At 61.8% G+C, this 20625-nt stretch carries 17 protein-coding genes (1 of these 17 running past the window's edge); 8 read left to right on the top strand and 9 right to left on the bottom strand.

Annotated features, from left to right (window positions below; all coding sequences use genetic code 11):
• Nucleotides 1–1190: the 5' portion of a tyrosine--tRNA ligase gene (tyrS, locus tag AU182_RS00010; protein WP_066959156.1), read on the bottom strand. The gene continues 118 nt to the left of window position 1, outside the view; the window shows 1190 of its 1308 coding nt (coding positions 1–1190); the start codon lies at nucleotides 1188–1190; its stop codon lies beyond the left edge, outside the window.
• Nucleotides 1191–1544: 354 nt separating this feature from the next.
• Here tyrS and AU182_RS00015 point away from each other — a divergent pair, with 354 nt between their 5' ends.
• The gene (locus AU182_RS00015; protein WP_066959158.1) at nucleotides 1545–2930 is read left to right on the top strand and encodes a peptidoglycan DD-metalloendopeptidase family protein; all 1386 of its coding nucleotides are present in this window, start codon (nucleotides 1545–1547) and stop codon (nucleotides 2928–2930) included.
• Nucleotides 2931–4043: an anhydro-N-acetylmuramic acid kinase gene (locus tag AU182_RS00020; protein ID WP_066959160.1), complete on the top strand. Its 1113-nt coding sequence runs from the start codon at nucleotides 2931–2933 to the stop codon at nucleotides 4041–4043.
• 33 nt (nucleotides 4044–4076) lie between these two features.
• Here AU182_RS00020 and erpA read toward each other — a convergent pair whose 3' ends face one another.
• From erpA to argC, 4 genes are all read right to left on the bottom strand, one after another.
• Nucleotides 4077–4430 (bottom strand): iron-sulfur cluster insertion protein ErpA, encoded by a 354-nt coding sequence (gene erpA, locus AU182_RS00025; RefSeq protein ID WP_066959162.1) that lies wholly within the window; start codon nucleotides 4428–4430, stop codon nucleotides 4077–4079.
• A gap of 153 nt (nucleotides 4431–4583) precedes the next feature.
• A complete protein-coding gene (locus AU182_RS00030; protein ID WP_227718060.1) occupies nucleotides 4584–4994 on the bottom strand; it encodes a polymer-forming cytoskeletal protein in 411 nt (136 codons plus the stop codon).
• Nucleotides 4995–5096: 102 nt separating this feature from the next.
• Nucleotides 5097–5837 carry a DUF6776 family protein gene (locus AU182_RS00035; protein WP_066959165.1) on the bottom strand — a complete coding sequence of 247 codons (741 nt, stop codon included), beginning with the start codon at nucleotides 5835–5837 and terminating at the stop codon, nucleotides 5097–5099.
• 75 nt (nucleotides 5838–5912) lie between these two features.
• Complete coding sequence (gene argC, locus AU182_RS00040) at nucleotides 5913–6968, bottom strand: N-acetyl-gamma-glutamyl-phosphate reductase (RefSeq protein WP_066959166.1); 1056 nt, start codon at nucleotides 6966–6968, stop codon at nucleotides 5913–5915.
• A gap of 118 nt (nucleotides 6969–7086) precedes the next feature.
• Here argC and AU182_RS00045 point away from each other — a divergent pair, with 118 nt between their 5' ends.
• From AU182_RS00045 to hemL, 4 genes are all read left to right on the top strand, one after another.
• Nucleotides 7087–8904 carry a chloride channel protein gene (locus AU182_RS00045; RefSeq protein WP_066959168.1) on the top strand — a complete coding sequence of 606 codons (1818 nt, stop codon included), beginning with the start codon at nucleotides 7087–7089 and terminating at the stop codon, nucleotides 8902–8904.
• Between the two features lie 77 nt (nucleotides 8905–8981).
• Nucleotides 8982–9404 carry a protoporphyrinogen oxidase HemJ gene (gene hemJ, locus AU182_RS00050; protein WP_066959170.1) on the top strand — a complete coding sequence of 141 codons (423 nt, stop codon included), beginning with the start codon at nucleotides 8982–8984 and terminating at the stop codon, nucleotides 9402–9404.
• A 130-nt stretch (nucleotides 9405–9534) separates the two neighbouring features.
• Nucleotides 9535–10326 carry a hydroxymethylpyrimidine/phosphomethylpyrimidine kinase gene (locus AU182_RS00055; protein ID WP_066961848.1) on the top strand — a complete coding sequence of 264 codons (792 nt, stop codon included), beginning with the start codon at nucleotides 9535–9537 and terminating at the stop codon, nucleotides 10324–10326.
• A 188-nt stretch (nucleotides 10327–10514) separates the two neighbouring features.
• Nucleotides 10515–11798 (top strand): glutamate-1-semialdehyde 2,1-aminomutase, encoded by a 1284-nt coding sequence (hemL, locus tag AU182_RS00060; RefSeq protein ID WP_066959171.1) that lies wholly within the window; start codon nucleotides 10515–10517, stop codon nucleotides 11796–11798.
• A 62-nt stretch (nucleotides 11799–11860) separates the two neighbouring features.
• On the opposite strand, the gene AU182_RS00065 is transcribed toward hemL, so the two are convergent.
• Nucleotides 11861–12253 (bottom strand): MAPEG family protein, encoded by a 393-nt coding sequence (locus AU182_RS00065; protein WP_066959172.1) that lies wholly within the window; start codon nucleotides 12251–12253, stop codon nucleotides 11861–11863.
• Nucleotides 12254–12344: 91 nt separating this feature from the next.
• Here AU182_RS00065 and hemB point away from each other — a divergent pair, with 91 nt between their 5' ends.
• Nucleotides 12345–13355, top strand: a complete 1011-nt coding sequence (hemB, locus tag AU182_RS00070) for a porphobilinogen synthase (RefSeq protein WP_066959173.1) — start codon at nucleotides 12345–12347, stop codon at nucleotides 13353–13355.
• Nucleotides 13356–13382: 27 nt separating this feature from the next.
• Here hemB and AU182_RS00075 read toward each other — a convergent pair whose 3' ends face one another.
• From AU182_RS00075 to mrcB, 3 genes are all read right to left on the bottom strand, one after another.
• Nucleotides 13383–14063 carry a Fe2+-dependent dioxygenase gene (locus tag AU182_RS00075; RefSeq protein ID WP_066959174.1) on the bottom strand — a complete coding sequence of 227 codons (681 nt, stop codon included), beginning with the start codon at nucleotides 14061–14063 and terminating at the stop codon, nucleotides 13383–13385.
• 31 nt (nucleotides 14064–14094) lie between these two features.
• A complete protein-coding gene (locus AU182_RS00080; RefSeq protein ID WP_227718061.1) occupies nucleotides 14095–16419 on the bottom strand; it encodes a TonB-dependent siderophore receptor in 2325 nt (774 codons plus the stop codon).
• Between the two features lie 157 nt (nucleotides 16420–16576).
• The gene (gene mrcB / locus AU182_RS00085) at nucleotides 16577–19276 is read right to left on the bottom strand and encodes a penicillin-binding protein 1B (protein ID WP_153039069.1); all 2700 of its coding nucleotides are present in this window, start codon (nucleotides 19274–19276) and stop codon (nucleotides 16577–16579) included.
• 292 nt (nucleotides 19277–19568) lie between these two features.
• Here mrcB and AU182_RS00090 point away from each other — a divergent pair, with 292 nt between their 5' ends.
• Nucleotides 19569–20576 (top strand): adenosine kinase, encoded by a 1008-nt coding sequence (locus AU182_RS00090; RefSeq protein ID WP_066959177.1) that lies wholly within the window; start codon nucleotides 19569–19571, stop codon nucleotides 20574–20576.
• Nucleotides 20577–20625 lie beyond the last annotated feature (49 nt).

Below are 20625 nucleotides of genomic sequence, written 5' to 3' on the forward strand. Positions count from 1 at the left end.
CCCACCTCAACGCCATTAACCAGCACCGCATTGCGACCGAGCGCATCCTTCACTGGCTTGCCCGATGGCGCCATACCCGCATCGACCAGCAGATGGATCAACGTCTGCTCGCCAAACTCAACCGGCAATTCGGAACTGGGCAGGCCATCGAGACGCAGCTGCTCGAGATCGCCCTCGGACAGGTCGTCGATACCGCCGGAAAATAACGCCTGCGAGATACGCTCGGCGGCCGCGAGGCCCTCGTCGCCGTGCACAAGACGAGTCACCTCCCTGGCAAGCACACCCTGTGCTTCCGGGCGCCCCGCCCGTTCCGCATCGGCCTTTTCAATTTCGTCGATGGCATCGACGGTAAGGAATGTGAAGTACTTCAGGAACTTGTAGACATCCGCATCGGCGGTGTTCAGCCAGAACTGATAGAACGCATACGGGGACGTTCGCTGCGGGTCCAGCCAGATGGTACCGCTCTCGGTTTTACCAAATTTGGTGCCATCCGCCTTGGTGACCAGCGGCAGGGTAAGGCCAAACACCTTACCCCGATGCTGGCGACGGGTCAGATCCACACCACCGGTGATATTGCCCCACTGGTCCGAGCCACCAATCTGCAGGGTGCAGTTATGGCGCTTATAGAGCTCTGAGAAGTCCATGGACTGCAGGAGGATGTAGGCGAACTCGGTGAAAGAGATGCCCTCCCCCTCGCGCTGGATCCGCTGCTTCACGGACTCCTTGTTCACCATATTGTTGATCGAGAAGTGCTTGCCAACATCGCGCAGGAAGTCGAGCACATTCAGATCTTTGGTCCAGTCGAGGTTATTGGCCACCAGGCCGCTGTTTTCGCCGGCATCAAAGTCCACAAAGGCACTGACTTGCGCCTTGATCTTCTCGACCCAACCGGAAACCACTTCCGGCGTATTGAGTGATCGCTCCTGCGCCTTGAAGGAAGGGTCGCCAATCAGGCCGGTTGCGCCGCCAACCAGCGCAATAGGTTTATGACCTGCCGCCTGAAACCTCTTGAGTGTCAGCAGCGGGACTAGACTCCCTATATGCAGGGAATCTGCAGTGGGATCAAAGCCGCAATAGAGTGTGCGACTGCCTTCTGCCAGGTGCTGTTCCAGTTCGCCGTCACCGGTGGCCTGATTGACCAGCCCACGGCGCGTGAGGTCTTCCAGCAGTGTCGCATCCACTCCGGCCATTGTATCCCCTTGCGGTAAGTTCAGATGTGCTCATGGAGGCCCGCAAAACCAGCGTTTGGGCGGGCAAAAATTGGGCTGCAAATGTACCGAATCCTGCGGCAAATACAAGCGCGGGCGGGTGGTGGCGGCGAAAGCCGGGCCATTCACCGGTCGCACGGTATTTACTGGCAGGGCAAAGGAACTGAATCATGGACAGACAGGTCAATTACCCCGTGAACCACGGCGGGAATTTTGTTATAAAGCCTCCTCGGTGTTCGTTTTTTAGACGCCACTGTGTGCATCAACAACAGAGTCTTGGCCAATGGCCAGGCCAGAACCCGATAACAATCACTGTCAGCGCTACCCGTTAGTACCATGCAAGATCACCGTAAAAATCCACGCCTGCTGGGCGCACTGGGCAAACACTTTCCCCGCACCCACGCACTGGCAGCCGGCGCCGCCAGCTTTGCTCTGGCGCTGGCGTTGTTCGTTTCCACCCCGGAGGTGGAAGCAAAACGCATCGCGCTGGAGGTGTCTCTCAGCCAGCCGGAAGCAGCGATGCTGCAGCTCCACGAGCACTCACCCACTGAAGAGGTGGCCACCTCTGCGGACACACCGCAGAGCGTGATGGAGGGCCTGCGGGTAGTACAGGAGACAGTGCGCAACGGCGACACCCTGTCGGACCTGTTCCAGCGGGCTGGCATCAGTAGTGCCGAAATGTACCAGCTACTTTCCAGCGGCAAGGAAGCGAAACAGCTGGCCAAGCTGACCCCCGGCGAGGAGCTGACCTTCCAGATTGACGGCGAAGGCAGCCTGCAGAGCCTTGAATTGCATCGCGACCGCCTGAGCAAGGTGGAGTTCAGCCGCGACAACTCGAACGAGTACAAGTACGCGCTGCACCAGCGGGACCCCGAACGCTACACCGCATTCCGCCAGGCAGAGGTCCACAACTCCCTGTTCGTGGATGGCAGCAAGGCGGGCCTGAGCAACAACCTGATCATGGAGATGGCGGACATCTTCGGCTCAGATATCGACTTTGCGCTGGATATCCGCAAGGGCGACAAGTTCAGCGTCGTCTTTGACGAGGAGTTCCTGGACGGTGAAAAGATCGGTAACGGCGCCATTCAGGCGGTGACCTTTACCAACCAGGGTAAGACCTTTAGCGCGGTGCGTTACACCGATAGCAATGGCGATACCAATTACTACACCCCCGACGGCAAGAGCATGCGCAAGGCGTTCATCCGTACGCCGGTGGATATCGGCCGCATCAGCTCGCACTTTAACCCGCGTCGCCTGCACCCGATCTTCAAGACCCGTCGCCCGCACAACGGTACCGACTACGCCGCACCCCGCGGAACCCCGGTTTACTCCGCCGGTGACGGAAGGGTGATCAAGGCGGGTTACAGCAAGGCCAACGGTAATTACGTCTTCATCCAGCACGGTGAACGCTACATCACCCGCTACCTGCACCTGAACAAACGCCACGTAAAACGCGGCCAGCGGGTCAAACAACGTCAGGTGATCGGCACCGTGGGCGCCACTGGTTATGCGACCGGGCCACATCTGCACTACGAGTTTCTGGTGGACGGTCACCATCGCAATCCGGCCACCATCGTGCGCAAGCTGCCCAAAGCGAAAGCCATCCCGACATCGGAAATGGCCCGCTTCCAGGAGCAAACTCAACCACTGATGGCCCAGCTGGAGCGCTTCGAGCAACCAGCGTTGGCGCAAAACGCTGAAGAGAAGGACTCCGTAAACTGAATGGCGGACCTCTACATCGGCCTGATGTCTGGCACCAGCGTTGATTGTATCGACGCGGTGCTGGTGGAGTTTTCCGACTCGGGCAACAAGCTGCAGTGCAAGACCCGCGCAGCGCTTGGCCACCCCATTTCACAGGCTATGCGCGAGGCGATTCTCGCACTGTGCGCGCCGGGCCCTTCTGAACTGGACCGCGCCGGCCAGCTCGATCGCCAGCTCGGTCAGGAGTTTGCAGCCGCAGCCCTGGCCCTACTGCATGAAGCGGGCATCGAACCCGACGCGATCCGTGCCATCGGCAGCCACGGCCAAACCGTGCGGCACCGCCCGCCCGGCAGCGTATCCACCCCCTTCTCCATCCAACTCGGCGACCCCAACACCATCGCCGCACTGACCGGCATCACTACCGTGGCAGACTTCCGTCGTCGCGACATGGCGCTGGGCGGGCACGGCGCACCACTGATGCCGGCATTTCATAACGCGGTCTTCCGCACCAGTCGCGACCGGGCCGTGGTCAATATCGGCGGCATGGCCAATATCACCGAGCTTGCCGCAGATGGCGGCGTACGCGGGTACGATACCGGCCCCGGCAACGCACTGCTGGATTACTGGGTAAAGTTGCATCGCGGAGAAGCCTACGACGCCAACGGCGCCTGGGCCGCCAGCGGGACACCGCACCCGGAACTGCTCAATCGCCTGCTGTCCGACGCCTATTTCGCCGCACCGGCCCCCAAGAGCACCGGCAGGGAGGCATTCAACCTAACCTGGCTGGAGCGCGCCTGCGCAGGCCTGGAAGTACCCCCTGCGGATATTCAGGCCACTCTGGCAGAGGTTACCGCAGCCTCCATCGCCAATGGCGTGCGCGAGTTTGCGCGCGGCGGAGAGTTGCTGGTGTGTGGCGGCGGCGCCCGCAATGGGGACCTGATGGAGCGTCTGCGCCGGCGACTGCCCACCTGGTCGGTGGCGGCCACCAACGAGTACGGAATCGATGCGGACTGGGTAGAAGGGGCGGGCTTTGCGTGGCTGGCACGTCAGACCATGCTCAGCCTCAGCGGTAACTGCCCCGCAGTGACCGGGGCAGCAAAAGAGACCATTCTGGGAGGGATATTTCCCGCCTGATCAGCGCCTGCGCCATCCGGCGCAGCGACCGACTCAGATCGAGAAGGACGAACCACATCCACAGGTGGCGGACGCGTTCGGATTCTGGACCACAAAGCGCGAGCCAGACAGCCCCTCTTCATAATCCACACTGGCACCGACCAGGTAGGGATAGCTCATGGCGTCCACCAGGACTTCGATGCCGTCCTTTTCCACCACGGCATCATCTTCCGCCACCAGCTCGTCAAAGGTAAAGCCGTACTGGAAGCCGGAGCAGCCGCCACCGGTCACGAAGACGCGCAACTTCAGCTCCGGGTTACCTTCCTCCTCCAGCAGGCCTTTGACCTTGGCCACAGCCTTGTCGGTCACCTGAATCGGGTCGGGGGAAAAGGAAACAGCTTCAGACATAATTCACTCTCGAAACAGATTCGCAGCCCTGCCCTCCACGGAGGGGGCTGCCCACTGCCGGATGACAGCGGTGCGGACGCATTATGGGTAAAACCCAGCAAACAGGTCAAGTATTGCCAGCCTGATCGGGATTGACCAGCAGCGCCCTTCGCGTTATTCCGCGTCTACCGCTGTTTCTTCGGAATAGCCGAGCATACGGGGCTCACTCGTGGTGTCCACCTCCACATTGGAGACCAGGGAGCCATTGACCTGGGCGCCCTTCACCATCTCGATCAGCTTGTAGTGCACGTTGCCTTCAACCACCGCCTTGGACGCCAGTTCAAGATGCCCGCTGGCATGAACGTCACCCTTCACGTTGCCATTGACCACCACGTTCGGCACGCGAATTTCACCCTCGACAACACCGCCATCGACGATCTGCAGGCGGGCGTCGCTGTCACTGTGCGCACTGACATTGCCGTTGACCCGCCCCTCAACAACCAGGTTGCCACGAAAATGCAGGTCGCCGGTCACTTCGGTGTGACGCGCGATCAAAGTCGTACTGTTGCCGCCAGTGCTAGCCATAGTTTTCTCTTTCTTTTTCAACATAATTCAACCAAAACCTCATGAATTGCGCGGAACCTGGTCACTCCGCGGAGAACGCCGCAAGGCGCCCATGTCAGCAAATCAGCTCTGCTGCACCAGCCAGCCATAGCGCTGGTCGATACTGAAACCTTTGCGCTTGCTGGATTTAAGCGACAGCTCCACACCTTCCGGCACAAAGCCCTCCGGCAACTGCAGCTCTCCCTCGATATTCTGGAAATACTTGAAGCGTAGCGGAATCGACTCGCTTTCTACCTGCGGGGAAAGGTCTGCCAGCGCATAGCGACGCGCTTCTCCTTCCAGCTGCCCCACAATGGTAAAACGAACAGCACCGGTGACCACCTGGTGGCGGGCAGCGGACTGCTGCACCAGTAACTTGTACTGATAGCGACCCTCGCCCGCCTCTGAGATGCTGAAGCGACCGATGGAAACCCCATCACTGCCCTCCGAAGGCGCCATAATCCCGCGGTAAAAGGAGATCTCCTGGCGCAGCTCGGCAATCTGGTTCTCCTTGGCCACCAACTCGCTGCGCACGGACTCGCTGGCCTGCTGGCCAATCGCCACCGACTGCTCCGCGGTCGCGGCCCTCACGCGCAGGGCCTCGTTCTCGGCGCGCAGGCGATCGACCTCGTCCAGCGAGCGGGCGTGTGCACGGGACTTCTCGTCCAGGCTTTTGCTCAGCTGATACTGCCCCGCAAAGAAAGCGCCGGCACTGGTAGAGAGCACCAGCAGGGACACCCCCAGCACAGAAAATACGCCGTGGATGGGCCTGTGAGGCACCACCTTCATGCGATACTGTTTACTGCCTTTAACTTTGCGTGCCATGTATCTCGGATGTCGCTCTCTGGATAGTGTGATCGCGGTGTCGCGTATTTTTCTGTTTTACCAAAGCCTTCGATTCTAAGGCAGCAATGCCGGGCTCTCCAGCCCCTGGTTCTCATTTAAGCCAAACATGATGTTCATGTTCTGCAGCGCCTGTGCCGATGCCCCCTTGGCCAGGTTATCAATGACCGACAGGACAACCACGGTGTCCCGCCCCTGGGGCCGGACGACAGCGAGACGGCAGACATTGGTACCGCGTACGCTGCGCGTCTGCGGGTGGCTGCCCGCTGGCATCACATCCACAAACGGCTCTGCCGCGTAGCGCTGCTCAAACAGGTCCTGCAACGACTCCTGGGCAGCCTCCGCTGCCGCGGGATTTTTAAGCCTGGCATAGAGCGTGGCGTGGATACCGCGCACCATCGGCAGCAGGTGCGGCACAAACGTCAGCTCGACACTGCCGCCGGCAGCCTGGGCAAGCCCCTGCTCGATTTCTGGCAGGTGTCGGTGGCCAGGAGCCCCATAGGCACGAAAACTATCGTTGTTCTCCGCAAACAGCAGGTCGGTCTTGCCCTGGCGACCGGCGCCACTGGCACCACTGGCCGCATTGGCGATCAGGCCCCGGGGCTCCACCAGCCCCGCCTCCAGCAGGGGGATCAAGCCGAGCTGAATGGCGGTCGGGTAACAACCCGGGCACGCGATCAACTGAGCACCCGCAATCTGTGCACGATTCACCTCCGGCAATCCGTACACCGCCTGCGCGGCCAGCTCCGGGCAGGCGTGCTGCTGTCCGTACCATTGCTCCCAGACGGGAATATCCTGCAAACGAAAATCCGCGGACAGATCGATGACACGCACCCCGCGCGCCACCAGCTCGGGCACCTGCGCCTGCGCTACACCATGGGGAGTGGCGAAAAACACTACATCGCACTGTGCCAGCGCTTCCACATCCGGGGCACTGAACGCCAGATCGTAGTGGCCTCGCAGGCTCGGGAACAGGTCCGCTACCGGTGTTCCGGCTTCCGCGCGCGAGGTGATCGCGGTCACCTCCACTTGTGAATGGCCAGACAACAGGCGCAAAAGCTCTACGCCCGTATAACCGGTTCCACCAACAATTGCCGCTTTGATGACGCTCACGTCCACTCCTCGCTGTTGTCTGTCCCTGTACGGGCCACCGCTGCCTGCTGGCGGGCCATGACCCCTGTATACTGAGCCGTGCACTCTACCATAAGCCACCGATTTTAAAGGACTAACCGTGCGGCGCCGCCATCAGCGAGAACCCGAGCCACCGACTTCCCCACTCTCCGCCCGGCATTACTCGGGCCTGCTCGAGCGCGCGCGGGTCAAGCTCTCGGCGCAACAGGCACTGGCACTACTGGTGCTGCTCGCCCTGGTCATCGGCGTGTGTGCGGGGGTAGTGGTGATCGGGTTCCGCCAGCTGAGTGAGGGTCCTGCAATCCTGTACCTGCCACGGCTGGAAGATTTTGAGTCACTCCCCGCATCGTGGCGGTTCGGCCTGCCAGTGGCCGGCGCGGCCGTACTCGGCCTGCTATTTCACTGGATGGCGCCCTCCGGACGGCCGACCGGCGTGGTGCATGTACTGGACCGGCTGCACAACCACCAGGGCCGCATGCCCATGAAAAATGCGGTGCTGCAGTTCTTTGGCGGCGCCCTCGCGCTATTGAGCGGTCAATCGATCGGCCGTGAGGGGCCGTCGGTACATCTCGGTGCAGCCAGCGGCAGTTGGGTTGCCCAGCGTCTGCGGCTGCCCGACAACTCGGCGCGCACCCTGTTGGCGTGTGGCGTTGCGGCGGCCATTGCCGCGTCATTCAATACACCCCTGGCCGGGGTGATCTTCGCCATGGAAGTGGTGATGCTCGAGTACACCGTCGCCGGCTTTCTGCCGGTGATGATCGCCGCGGTTAGCGGCAGCGCTGCCACCCGTCTGGCGTTCGGTCACCAGGCCGCATTTAGCGTGCCGGCCTCACAGCTGGAGTCCCTGGCCGAATTTCCCATCCTGTTCGTCGCTGCGCTGATCATTGGCGCACTGGCCGCGCTGTTTATCCTCAGCCAGCGCTATCTGGTGCCGCTTCAGCAGAAACACTCGCCGTTTCCGCGATTCCTAGTTGCCGGTGTCGCCACCGGAGTGCTCGCCCTTTGGGTGCCGGAGATTCTCGGCACCGGCTACGACACCCTGGAACTGGCCATGCTCGGGCAGCTCAGCATTGCGGCCCTCGCCGCCATCGTGCTGGCCAAGATCGTGGCCACCGCACTGGCCACCGGGCTGGGCATTCCCGGTGGGGTCATTGGCCCAAGCCTGGTGATTGGCGCCTGTGTGGGCGGCGCTGCGGGGCATCTCGCCAACCTGTGGCTGGGGGCCGCCACTGCCAGCCCGGGGTTGTATGCCATGGTGGGGATGGCAGCGATGATGGCGGCGCTACTTAACGCCCCGCTGGCCGCGCTGCTGACCATCCTCGAGCTGACCTACAACCCGAATGTGCTGTTCCCCGGCATGATGACCATCGTGGTTGCGTGCCTGGTGAGCCGGCAGCTGTTCGGCAGCGACGGCATCTACCAGGAGTCCCTCAGGGCGCTGGGCAAAAGCGGCACCCCCAGCTGGCGCGCGCAGATGCTCAGCCGGGTGGGCGTCGCCAGCGTTATGGAGCGTGCGGTCGCCGCAACACCCCAGCTATTGGAACGAGCGCAAGCAGAGCGACTGATCGAACAGCAGCCGGCCTGGCTACTGATCGGCGGGGATGACACGCCGCAGGCCCTGCGCACCGCCGACCTGGCCAATTTCCTGCAGCGCCCGCCTAAAGAGCCCGAAGGCAACGAGGAACACCCGAAAGAGGAAGAGAAGATCGATCTGCTGCGCCTGCCCGGCGAGCGCCTGCAGCTGGCGCCGTTGAGCTGGCGAGCGACGCTACTGGAAGCGCAGCAGCAACTGGAACAGCAGGGCGCGGGAGCGCTGTACATCGGCCGGGATTACGACCAGGGCAATAGCGGTGTACTGGACAGCGAGGTGGCGGGTATCATTCTGCCGCAGCATATCGAGCATTATTATCGCCAGTAGGCGCTCGGCGGAGGCTGTGCCCCCGTCGATCCAGAATAAATAAACCAACCGGACCGTGTTCCGGATAAGGAGCAACGATGCTTTGGGTCAAGGCTTTCCATCTCATATCCATGGTGTGCTGGTTTGCCGCACTCTTTTACCTGCCCCGTCTGTTCGTGTATCACGTCGACGCCACCGACTCCCTGAGCAAAGATCGCTTTCAGATCATGGAGCGCCGGCTGTATCGCGGTATTGCCATACCGTCGATGATCGCCACCATCGTCTTCGGCGTCTGGCTCATTACTTTTAACCCCGAGTACTACAAGTCCGCTGGCTGGCTGCACGCCAAGCTCACCTTCGTGGTGTTGCTGATCGGTTACCACCATATTTGCGGCAGCTATGTGAAGAAGTTTGCCGCCGGGACCATCAACAAAAGTGGCCGCTATTTCCGCGTGTTTAACGAGCTACCTGTGGTGGCTCTGGTGGTGATCGTGATACTCGCGGTGGTCAGACCCTTCTGACCCTTGTCGCGATCACGCGCCCCCACGCCCCCTTTTGCCGGCCCGGGGCGCGTGAGGGCACCGCAGCAGGGCCCGGCTCGACAGTGGCGCGTCTAGAATAGATACATCGCTTTTCAGGTCCCGAATGGTCATGGATACACGCCAACCCATCGTTCTCACGGTTACCCACCACGACCCCAGCGGCAGCGCCGGCATTGCCGCGGATACGGAAACCGCGGCCAGCCTCGGGTGTCACTGCACGTCGGTCGTGTCGGCAATCACCGTCGGTGACACGCGCGACCTGGCAGGGGTAGCGCCGGTCGACGACAGCTTGCTGGTGGAACAGGCCCGGGCCGTGCTCGAAGACATGCCCGTGGCGGCGATCAAAATCGGCTATCTCGGCTCGGTGGAAAATGTACACGCACTACACAGTGTGCTGCGGGACTACCCGGATATCCCCCTGATCATCGACCCGGATGCCACCCTGGCAGACAAGGAGAGCCTGCTGGCTCCACCCTTGTGGCGGGCCATGTGCGACCTGCTGCTGCCACTGGCCACCCTGGTTGCGCCCAACCGGCGCGAAGCCCGCGCCATGGCCGGCGAGGCCGATGTCCACGATGCCCAGGCACAGGAGCTGCTCGAGAGCGGCTGCCGCTATCTGTTGCTGACCGGCGTACCCGCCGGCGATCAGCAGCTGGAGAACCGGCTCTACGATGTGCGCGGCCTGGTGCGGGAGTTCCGCTGGCAGCGCCTGCCCCCCGCCGCCTACGGCGCCTGTGGCACCCTCACCACGGCGATTGCCTGCCACATTGCCCATGGCCTCAACATTCTCGAGGCGGTCAATCGCAGCCAGCAATTCACCTGGAGCGCCATTGCCGGCAGCCGGCGCCTGGGTATGGGGCGACCGGTACCCAACCGGCTGTTCTGGACCTGCAAGGACTGATCGGTCCAACACCCGCTTCTGACAAGCCTCTACCACCTCACCAGGCGGCGTCGTGCGGACTCCCCCAGCGCAATCTTCCCTGGCGTTTGCGGCGAGACGCGACGGTGAAGATAATACGCGCAACATTCTGTTCCGATGCCGTTCTATTGGCATTCCTTCCCTACAACCAACCCGGTTCCCGAGTATCTATGAGCAAGTCCGAAACCCTCTTCGCCGAAGCCCAAAAGGTCATTCCCGGTGGCGTCAATTCACCGGTACGCGCGTTCCGCGCGGTGGGTGGCACGCCCGTTTTTATCGAGCGCGCCGAGGGCGCCTACCTCTACGATGCCGATGAAAAACGCTATATCGACTATGTGCAGTCCTGGGGCCCCATGGTGCTGGGCCACGCGCACCCGGACGTAATCGACGCGGTGGTGGAGCAGGCCCAGTCTGGCCTGAGCTTCGGCGCCCCCACCGAGCTGGAAACTGAACTCGCGGAAGAACTGTGCCGTGTATGGCCCAATATGGACCTGGTGCGTTTCGTAAACTCCGGCACCGAAGCCACCATGAGTGCCATCCGCCTGGCCCGCGGCTACACCGGCCGCGACAAAATCGTCAAATTCGAAGGCTGTTACCACGGCCACTCCGACTCGCTGCTGGTCAAGGCCGGCTCCGGTGCGCTGACCATGGGCGTGCCCTCCTCACCGGGTGTCCCGGCCTCTCTGGCGGACCACACCATCACCCTGACTTACAACGATATCGAAGAGGTGAAAAAGTGCTTCGCCGAAATCGGCGACCAGATTGCCTGCATCATCGTCGAGCCGGTGGCCGGCAATATGAACTGCATCCCGCCGGTGCCGGGCTTCCTGCAAGCGCTGCGCGAGGTCTGTGACCAGTCCGGTGCGGTGCTGATCCTGGACGAGGTGATGACCGGTTTCCGCGTCAGCCTCACCGGCGCCCAGGGCCATTACGGTATCGAGGCGGATATCACCACCCTGGGCAAAGTCATCGGCGGCGGTATGCCGGTGGGGGCCTTTGGCGGCAAGCGCGAGATCATGGAACAGATCGCACCCCTGGGCCCGATCTATCAGGCGGGCACCCTGTCGGGCAATCCGATGGCCATGGTCGCCGGCCTGGAAACCCTGCAGCTGATTCAGGAACCGGGGCTTTACGACCAGCTGACGGAGAAGACCGATCGTTTGGTAGAGGGTGTTCTGGCTGCGGCAAAAGAAGCGGGCATTCCGCTCACCGCCAACAAGGTGGGCAGCATGTTCGGCTTCTTCTTTACCGATGCGGAGCAGGTGAGCAACTACCAGCAGGTCATGGCCTGCGATACCGAGCGCTTTAACCGTTTCTTCCACGGTATGCTAGAGGAAGGTGTCTATCTGGCACCGGCATCCTACGAAGCCGGTTTTATGTCCGCCGCGCACAGCGACGAGGATATCGAGGCCACCATCAGCGCCGCGCGCAAGGTATTTGCGCGCCTGTCCTGAACACCGCCTGGCAGGTTATGTAAGGCCCCTCCCGGTGGGGGGCCGTTACTCCCCGCGGCTGGTTAGCCGCCAACCGCCAGGGCCGCGTTCACCAGCAACCACAGACAGCACACCAGGCCCGCGGACCAGCAAAGCGTGCGCGCGAGCGCCCAGTCTTTCAGGTAGCAGATGCCGTAGGCTACCCGCGTGACGATAAAGGCCACAGACAACCGCGCCAGCCACTGCTCATCGGTGCCGGCGGCAATCGCTGCAAACACACCGCTGATAAAGGCCGGTAAAATCTCAAAGCTGTTCCGCTGGGCCCAATCCGCGCGTCGCGAGACCCCGGACTGCTTTTCCAGAAACTCCCGCGGCGAGCGATTGTTGTAGCGGCCTTCCGCCGTCGCCTTGGCAATGGCGGCGAACATCGGTGGCATCAGTAGCGCCACCAGCAGGCACCAGAATGCAATTGCCATCAGAACAACTCCGTTTTGGTATGATTGCCGCCAGCTTAGTCGCCGCCCCTGGCGCGCGCCAATCCCATTGTTCCAGCCGGAGTGACCATCCATGAGTTTCAGCCTTCACCGCGGCGCCTATCCCCATTCCCGCCCGCGCCGCCTGCGCGCGAGCGAATTCTCCCGCCGACTGGTGCGCGAGAATCATCTCACCACCGATGACCTGATCCTGCCGCTGTTTGTGATCGAGGGCCGCGGCGAGACCCAGCAAGTGGCCTCCATGCCAGGGGTCGAGCGATTGACCGTGGATCTGCTCACCGCCAAAGCGAAGGAACTGATCCAGCTGGGCATTCCGGCGGTGGCCCTGTTCCCGGTGGTGGACCCTTCGGCCAAGTCCGACGACGCCCGTGCGGCTTACGACAAAGACGGCCTGGCACAGCGCGCGGTGCGCGCCCTCAAGGACGCCGCACCGGAACTGGGTGTGATTACCGACGTGGCCCTGGACCCCTTCACCAGCCACGGTCAGGACGGCCTGATGAACGACGCCGGTTACATCGTCAACGACGATACCGTGGAGGTGCTGGTGCAGCAGGCGCTGTCCCACGCCGAGGCCGGCGCCGATGTGGTGGCGCCCTCCGACATGATGGACGGTCGTATCGGGGCAGTGCGTGCAGCCCTCGAGCGGGACGGCCATGTGAATACCCAGATCATGTCCTACGCCGCGAAATATGCGTCGAGCTACTACGGGCCATTCCGCGATGCAGTCGGTTCCGCCGGCAACCTGAAAGGCGCCAACAAGTTCAGCTACCAGATGGACCCGGCCAACGGCGACGAAGCCCTGCACGAGTGCGCGCTGGATCTGGCCGAAGGCGCAGACATGATCATGGTGAAACCGGGCATGCCGTATCTGGATGTGGTGCGCCGGGTGAAAGACGAACTGAAGGTGCCAACCTTTGCCTATCAGGTGAGCGGCGAATACGCCATGCACTGCGCGGCCTTTCACAACGGCTGGCTCAATCGCGAAGCCGTGATCCTCGAATCCCTGCTCGCGTTCAAACGCGCCGGTGCCGACGGGGTGCTGACCTATTTCGCGGAAGAGGCGGCGCGTTTACTGAACGACTGATCCGCACACTTCAGGTCGCCGAGCACTTCAGGTCGCCGCGCACTGGCGAATCAGGTTGTGATAGATATGGTGGAGCCGATCCAGTTCGGCTCTGTCCACCTGTCCTCCGACAAGCAGGGCCTGAATACTCTGATCCAGTTCGAACAGGGTCCGGCGCATCCCCGCATCGGCAACCATGCTCTGCATCCAGGTAATCGCAGCAACGCGCTGACCGGCAGTGACTGCGGTGACCTTGTGCAGGCTGCTCGATGGATACACCACCGCCGAACCGGCGGGCAGCTTTACCCGCTGTTCGCCAAATTCTGTGGCCACCACCAGCTCGCCACCCTCGTACTCCTCCGGCGCGCTCAGAAACAACGTCATCGACATATCGCTGCGCAGTACCGCATTCGAGCCGGGAATCCGCATGATGGACCCGTCCACGTGCCAGCCGTACTCCTCGGCTTCACCGTAGCGGTTGAATACCGGCGGAAATATCCGGTCAGGCAGTGCCGCGGCAACCAGCCTGGGGGTTTCCCCCATACGGCCCAGCAACTGATTGGCCAGTTGCCGGACCTCCGGGGCGGAGGGGTCGGCCTGGTGATTGTTTTTTACCTCTGCCGCCATTCCCATGGCGGTGCCTTTGCCGTCCGCCCAGGGCAGTGACCGCAACACTTCGCGAAAATGCGCCACTTCCTGTGGCGCCAGCATATTTTCAATAACAACCATCGGCCGCCCTCTTCAAGCGTTACTGCGCAAATCAGAACTCGTAATTGACGGTCGCACGGAAGCTGCGGCCATCACCCAGGTACATGAAGGACCCGGAACGGTAAGCTGCTGTCCAATACTCTTCATCAAACAGGTTGCCAATATTGGCGCGCAGGGTGAGCTTCTCGGTGGCGTGGAAGTTGGCAAACAGCCCCACCACCTGATAGCTCGGCACCACGATGCTGTACGCACCGGTGTCCTGGCTGTAGCCCGCAGCCGTGTCCGGCTGACCGCCGTACATCTGCCCCTGATAGCTGTAATCACCACCAAAGGCAAAGCGCTCGCTGGGCTGGTAACGCAGCTGCAGGTAGTAGCTGTCATCGGCGAAGTTGGACAGCGCCAGGCCAATGTTGTCCGGGTTGTAGGAGTCCAGCACTTCGGAATCCATCAGCGACGCGGACGCCTGCACGCTCAGTTTTTCGGTGATATTACCGGACAGGCCGAACTCGATACCCTGCACGCGATTTTCACCGGTATTCAGGGTGCCCAGGGTGGAGTAGCTGTCGCCCACACTTTCCATCACGTCGCTTTTGGTCATGCGGAACAGGGCCGCGATGGCCATCAGCTTGTCGCCAAACAGCATCCACTTGGTACCCAGCTCCAGGTTTTCCACCAGCTCGGGATCCGCCTGTGCCGCCTGGTCGGGATCACCACAGAGGCCGCCGTAACCGCAGTTGGCACCCAGGTCGGACTCGCCGCCGTTGATGTTGGTGGCGGTGCTGTAGGTGGCATAGACGTTGCCGTTATCCGCCACGGCATACACCAGACCCAGGTGGCCGTTAAACATGGCGTCGGAGAAGTCATAAAACTGGTCGCCACCGCGACCGCTGGTGGCGTTGCTGTAGTCGAAGCTGTCCTGGCGCAGGCCGAAGAAAACGTCCAGCTCGTCAGTCACCGCCACGGTATCCATCACATAGGCGGAGACGGTTTCGATATCGAACAGGGCATCGGTGTCGCCGCGGCTGAAGCGGCGATTTATCAGGCCGCCCACATTACTGACCTGGTTGCCGTCGGTATCAATCACACAGTAAGAAGAGGAAACACCGCCGCGGCCATTAGTGAGACAGTTGCCTTCGTTGCCGTAGTCGATATCGAAAACGCCGTTGTCCACCGACTCATCGGTGTACTCCAGGCCAAATACCAGCGTGTGCGCGCGACCGAACACCTCGGCATCCCAGAACAGATTGAACTGGGAAGTGGTGTAGTCCACTTCCTGCCAGCCCTGGTGCGTACTCAGGGTCATGGTGGCGACACCCGGTGCGTCCGGGTCCTGGTCGGCCCGGCTGGTACTGCGCAGACCTGTAGTGACGTATCCGTTTTCGGTCTGGCCCTTACGGGTGGCGTTGAACAGGCGCACGTTGTCAGACAGCTGATACTCGGTGCGCAGGGTGAAGGTGGTGACCTCGGAATCCTGGAAATCGTTGTCCTGGGCATACACCAGAATATCTTCGATGGGTTCGCGGGCCTCGCGATCGAAGACGCTGCCCAGGTCGGGCTTGTCGTGGGCATCCAGATAATAGGCGTCTGCCACAAACGCCAGCTTTTCCGATGCCTGGAAAACTCCGGACAGCTGCACACCATCGCGCTCGCGCTCAATGCCTGCGCGGCCAGGCTTGTCCTGCGCGGAGGAAAGGCCATTGATGCGCAGGGCCAGGGCATCGCTCAGGGACAGGTTGTAGTCCACGGTGTAACGGCGGTGATCGTCGCTACCGCCAGCGAGATCCACCCGGCCAAAGTTGTATTCGGTAGAGGCTTTTTTGGTGATGCTGTTGACCGCGCCGCCGGAAGAACCACGCCCGGCAAAGGTGGCACTCGGCCCCTTGGTGATCTCAACGCGCTCGGTGGCAAAGCTTTCGCGGGTGGTCATGCCCGGGTCGCGCAGACCGTCCACAAACACATCGCTGCGGGCTTCGTGGCCACGGATGATGTAGCGGTCACCGAAGGCATTGCCGTTCTCCCCGGTGCCCAGGGTCACACCGGACTGAGCAGAAAGAATATCCTCCAGATCCGTTTTGCCGGACTCCTGGATCTGGTCCAGGGTCAGTACGCTGATGGTCTGCGGCGTGTCCACCAGATCCGCGACCCGACGGGGGTCCCCGGAGCGATCCACCCGATACACGGAGTTGCGCACACCGTGAATTTCGATGTGCTCCATGGCGGATTTTTCCGCGTCGGCAGTACAGGCTGAACTCGTGCGATCGTCACACTGCCGTGTGGACTCCACGGCGAGTGCAGATTGTGCACCCAGAGTAAGTGCAGCGGCGATGGTTTGCGCCCCCATGGAAAGAGGCAAAGACTTGATGCGTGATCCTGACATTATCCATATCTCCCTAAATGACCGATTAGACGGCGCGGAGTATAGGGGGAGACAAGTCAGAAATAAATGCTAATGAGAATAATTCTCATAGTTATTTAATGTTTTGCCGGCTGCGTGCGCTCACTGCAGCCACTATTACAGCCTCTTGGGCCAGCCTCTAGGGCCACTGATCGGGCTCCTGCGGCGGCCAGGGCTGCGCTTCTTCTACCGGTGCGCCAGAACGCCGCTGCTCCTGCAGCCCTTGTTCACGGCGCAACCGCTCTTCCAGTATCCGGCGCTCCTCCTCGGCCCGGCGTTCCTCCTCCAGGTACCGCTGCTCCTGAATCCGGCCGGATTCCTCCAGGCGGCGCAAGCGCTCGCTCTCCGTCAGGGGGATTTCGTCACGGCCGGTCTCCGGCCGCTCCTGCGGCACCACTGGGCTCTCCCGATTCTCCTGGTCCAGCTGATTCCGCAGTTGTTGCTCCCGCTGATACTGTTGCTGCTGCTCGCGTTCACGGCGTTGCTGCTCGGGATCGATGCCCCAACCCGGGGTCATGTCCTCGCGCGGGGCAACATTTTCATCTTCCCGATCAAACCAGTTGCGGAACCAGCCGCGACGCTGGCAGCGGGGATCGGTTTCCAGGCGGCTCTCCACCGATACGGGAATTTCGCGCCCGCCCTGGCAGTTGCGCGGGTCCATAAACTGGCCCTGCTCGTTCAGCGGTTTCCACTCGACACCGCGGGGCGCCTTGATACGCCCGTGGCGGTGGGGCAGCTGGCGCATGATGTCGGTCCAGATGCTCAAGGCGCCGGTAGCACCGGTGAGACTGGTGCGTTCGTTGTCATCGCGCCCCAGCCACACCACTGCGGTCACCCCCGGGCTGAACCCGGCAAACCAGCTATCGCGATAATTGTTGGTGGTACCGGTCTTGCCGGCAAAGGGTACGCTGTTGGGTAGGCGGCGGTAGGCACTTTTACCGGTGCCCTCGCGCATTACCTGCTCAAGCCCGTAGCGCAGCAGGTACACCGGCACCTCATCCACGCCGCGGCTGGATTTCGACCGGAAGCGCTGCACCTGCTCACCATCCGCATCGGAAACCGCCAACAGGGTGCGAGGTTCCACATGTTCACCGCCATTGGCGATGGTCTGGTACATACCAGCCACCTCAAACGGGGTCAGCTCCACGGCGCCGAGAAACAGCGAGGGCACCCGCGGCAGGGGCGCCTGTACGCCCAGGCGACGAATCGTCTGGCGCACATTTTCGATGCCCAGATCCAGCCCCAGACGGGCGGTGGCCTGGTTATAGGAGCGCGACAGGGCCACGTACAGCGGCACCAGGCCGTGGCTGCGGTTGCTGAAGTTGGCCGGCATCCACACCTGGCCGTCTGCGGTCTCTTCGCGGATGGGGGCGTCGTCGATCAAAGTGCCCAGGTTGTATTCGTGTGCCCGCTCCAGCGCCGTCAGGTACACCGCGGGCTTGATCAGCGAGCCCACCTGACGCCGGGCCTCCAGCGCCCGGTTGAACCCGGGGTAGTGCGGGCGCCGGTCGCCCACCATGGCGAGCACATTGCCGCTGAGGTTTTCCAGTACCACGGTCGCGCCCTGCAGGGAATCCGCCTGAATACCGCGGTCTTTTTCCAGCTTGGCCGCACCTGCACTGACCGCATCTTCCGCCAGCTTCTGCACCGAGGGCGCGAGAGTGGTGTAAACACGCAAACCCGCCGTGCGCAGCTCCTCAACGGAATAGTAGGGGCGCAGCTCTGACAGCAGTCGCTCGGTAAACGCGGGATAAGGATTCTGTGCGGCGGCACCGGCAGCGGCCACTTCCAGAGGCTTTTTGCGCAGGCGGTCGTGCTGCTCGTTACTGATCAGCCCTTGTTCGAGCATCACATCCAGCACCGTGTTACGGCGCTCCAGCGCCCTTGCGGGGTTGCGCCACGGATTGTAAAAAGAGGCGCCCTTTGCGAGCCCGACCAGCAGGGCAATCTGATGGGGTTCCAGCTGATTGAGCGGCTTTTGAAAATAGAATTCAGACGCCAGCCCAAAGCCATAGATGGCCCGGCTGCCCTGCTGGCCCAGCCAGACTTCGTTGATGTACTCCTGCAGGATGTAGGCCTTGTCGTAATGCACCTCCATCAGGATCGCCATCAACGCTTCGTTGAATTTGCGCCACAGACTCGGCTTGTGGTCGAAGAAGATATTTTTCACCAGCTGCTGGGTGATGGTGGAGCCACCCTGCACCACGCCACCGGCCTTGAAGTTGGCCACCATGGCGCGGGCAATGCCGCGGGGCGATACCCCGAAGTGGTGCACAAAATCCTGGTCTTCTACTGCAATCAGCGTCGCCCCCAGCAGCGGTGGTATATCTTCAATGCGCACCGGCGTGCGATCATCGCCACCACCGAGTAACGTGCCGATGGACGCAGCATCCAGACGGAACTCTTTTAACCGATCGCCGCTCTCACTGCGCAGGCTGCTCAACTCATCATTGCGCAGACGAAACTGCACCTTGGCCGCAGGCTCGCGTTTATCGGCGTGGATGAAGTCACGGCGCCAGACCAGGTATTCCATCCCATTTCTTTGCCACTGCCCCGGTTCTTCGACCGCAGGAACCTTCTTGTAATTGAGTGCGGCGAACTCGGACTCCAGCTCATCCGGCCGCATGACCATGCCCTCCTGCAGGATCAGCGGGCGCGCATAGACCCTGGCGGGCAGCTGGTACTGGCGGCTGTCCAGCCGCTCCCGCAACTGCACATCCAGCCACACCATATAGCCCGCGAGCACCAGCACGCCGAGCAGTGCCAGCAGACTGAGACGCTTGATCCAGCGGCGCAGGCGGCCGGAGCCACCGTTACTGTTTGCACGTTTTGCGTTCATACGGCGTTTGTTTGTTGCCATAGATATTCAGATAAACTCGTTTCTTGCTTCGACTTGCGGGGATCGGGCCGCATGATCCGGCCACACTTGAGGCAGTTATAGCGGGCATTTATAGGGTCACATTCGCACAAGTCAAACCCAGTCGGTCACATTCTGCGGGTGCAGGCGCCGCATCCACCCGTGGGAGCCGACTTGCACTTGACCCATCGGCCGCCATAATGCGCCAAACGCCCGCGGCAAGGGCAATTGGATTCGGGTACCCACCTGCCACCTACCAGTAACGGAAATTTCTATGCACCAGTACGATCTCTACGGCATTGGCGCCGCGCTTCTCGACACCGAAATTGAAGTCACCGACAGCGACCTGCAAACCCTGGGTGTCGACAAAGGGGTCATGACACTGGTGGACGACACACGCCAGCAACAACTGGTGGACGACCTGCAAAACCATCTGGTAACCGCCAGCCATGCCTGCGGCGGTTCCGGCGCCAACACCATCATCGCCGCCAGCTATTTCGGCCTCGACACCTTCTACTCCTGCAAGGTCGCGGACGACGACAACGGCGATTTCTACCGCGACAACCTGACCGCCGCCGGTGTCGACTTTCCAAAGGCCCTGCACAACGCCGAGCCCGGCACCACCGGCAAATGCCTGGTGCTGATTACCCCGGACGCCGAGCGCAGCATGAACACCTTCCTCGGTATCAGCGCCGAGCTGTCGGTCAATGAGCTCGACCGCGAAGCCCTCAGTAAATCCCGCTGGACCTACATCGAGGGCTACCTGGTCTCCTCGCCCACCGGCCGCGCCGCCGCCATCGAGCTGCGCCAGCACGCCGAAGCCAGCGGCGTTAAAACCGCCCTGAGCTTATCCGACCCCATGATGGTGCAACTGTTCCACGATGGCCTCAAAGAAATGATTGGCGACAATGGCGTTGACCTGCTGTTCTGTAACCGTGAAGAGGCGCTGCAGTTTTGCAAAACCGAGACCCTGGAAGACGCCGCCCAGGACCTGCGTAAATACTGCCGCGCCTTTGCCATCACCCTCGGTGCCGACGGCGCACTGCTGTGGGATGGCGAACAGGAACACCGCGCTGCCGCCCCGCAAGTAAAAGCCATCGACACCAATGGCGCCGGCGACATGTTCGCGGGCGCCTTCCTGTACGGCATCAATCGCGGCATGGCCTTCGCCGACGCGGGAGAGCTGGCCTGTCGCGCAGCCGCGCAGGTGGTGAGTCAGTATGGACCGAGATTGCGTGCGGAGCAGCACAGAGCGTTACTGGGGCAGGTCGCCGACGCGTAACCAGGGAACCCCGCCAGGAACTCTATCGGGGTGTGTCGCTGCGAGAGAA

The sequence above is a fragment of the Microbulbifer sp. Q7 genome, assembly GCF_001639145.1.
Taxonomy (GTDB): Bacteria; Pseudomonadota; Gammaproteobacteria; order Pseudomonadales; family Cellvibrionaceae; genus Microbulbifer.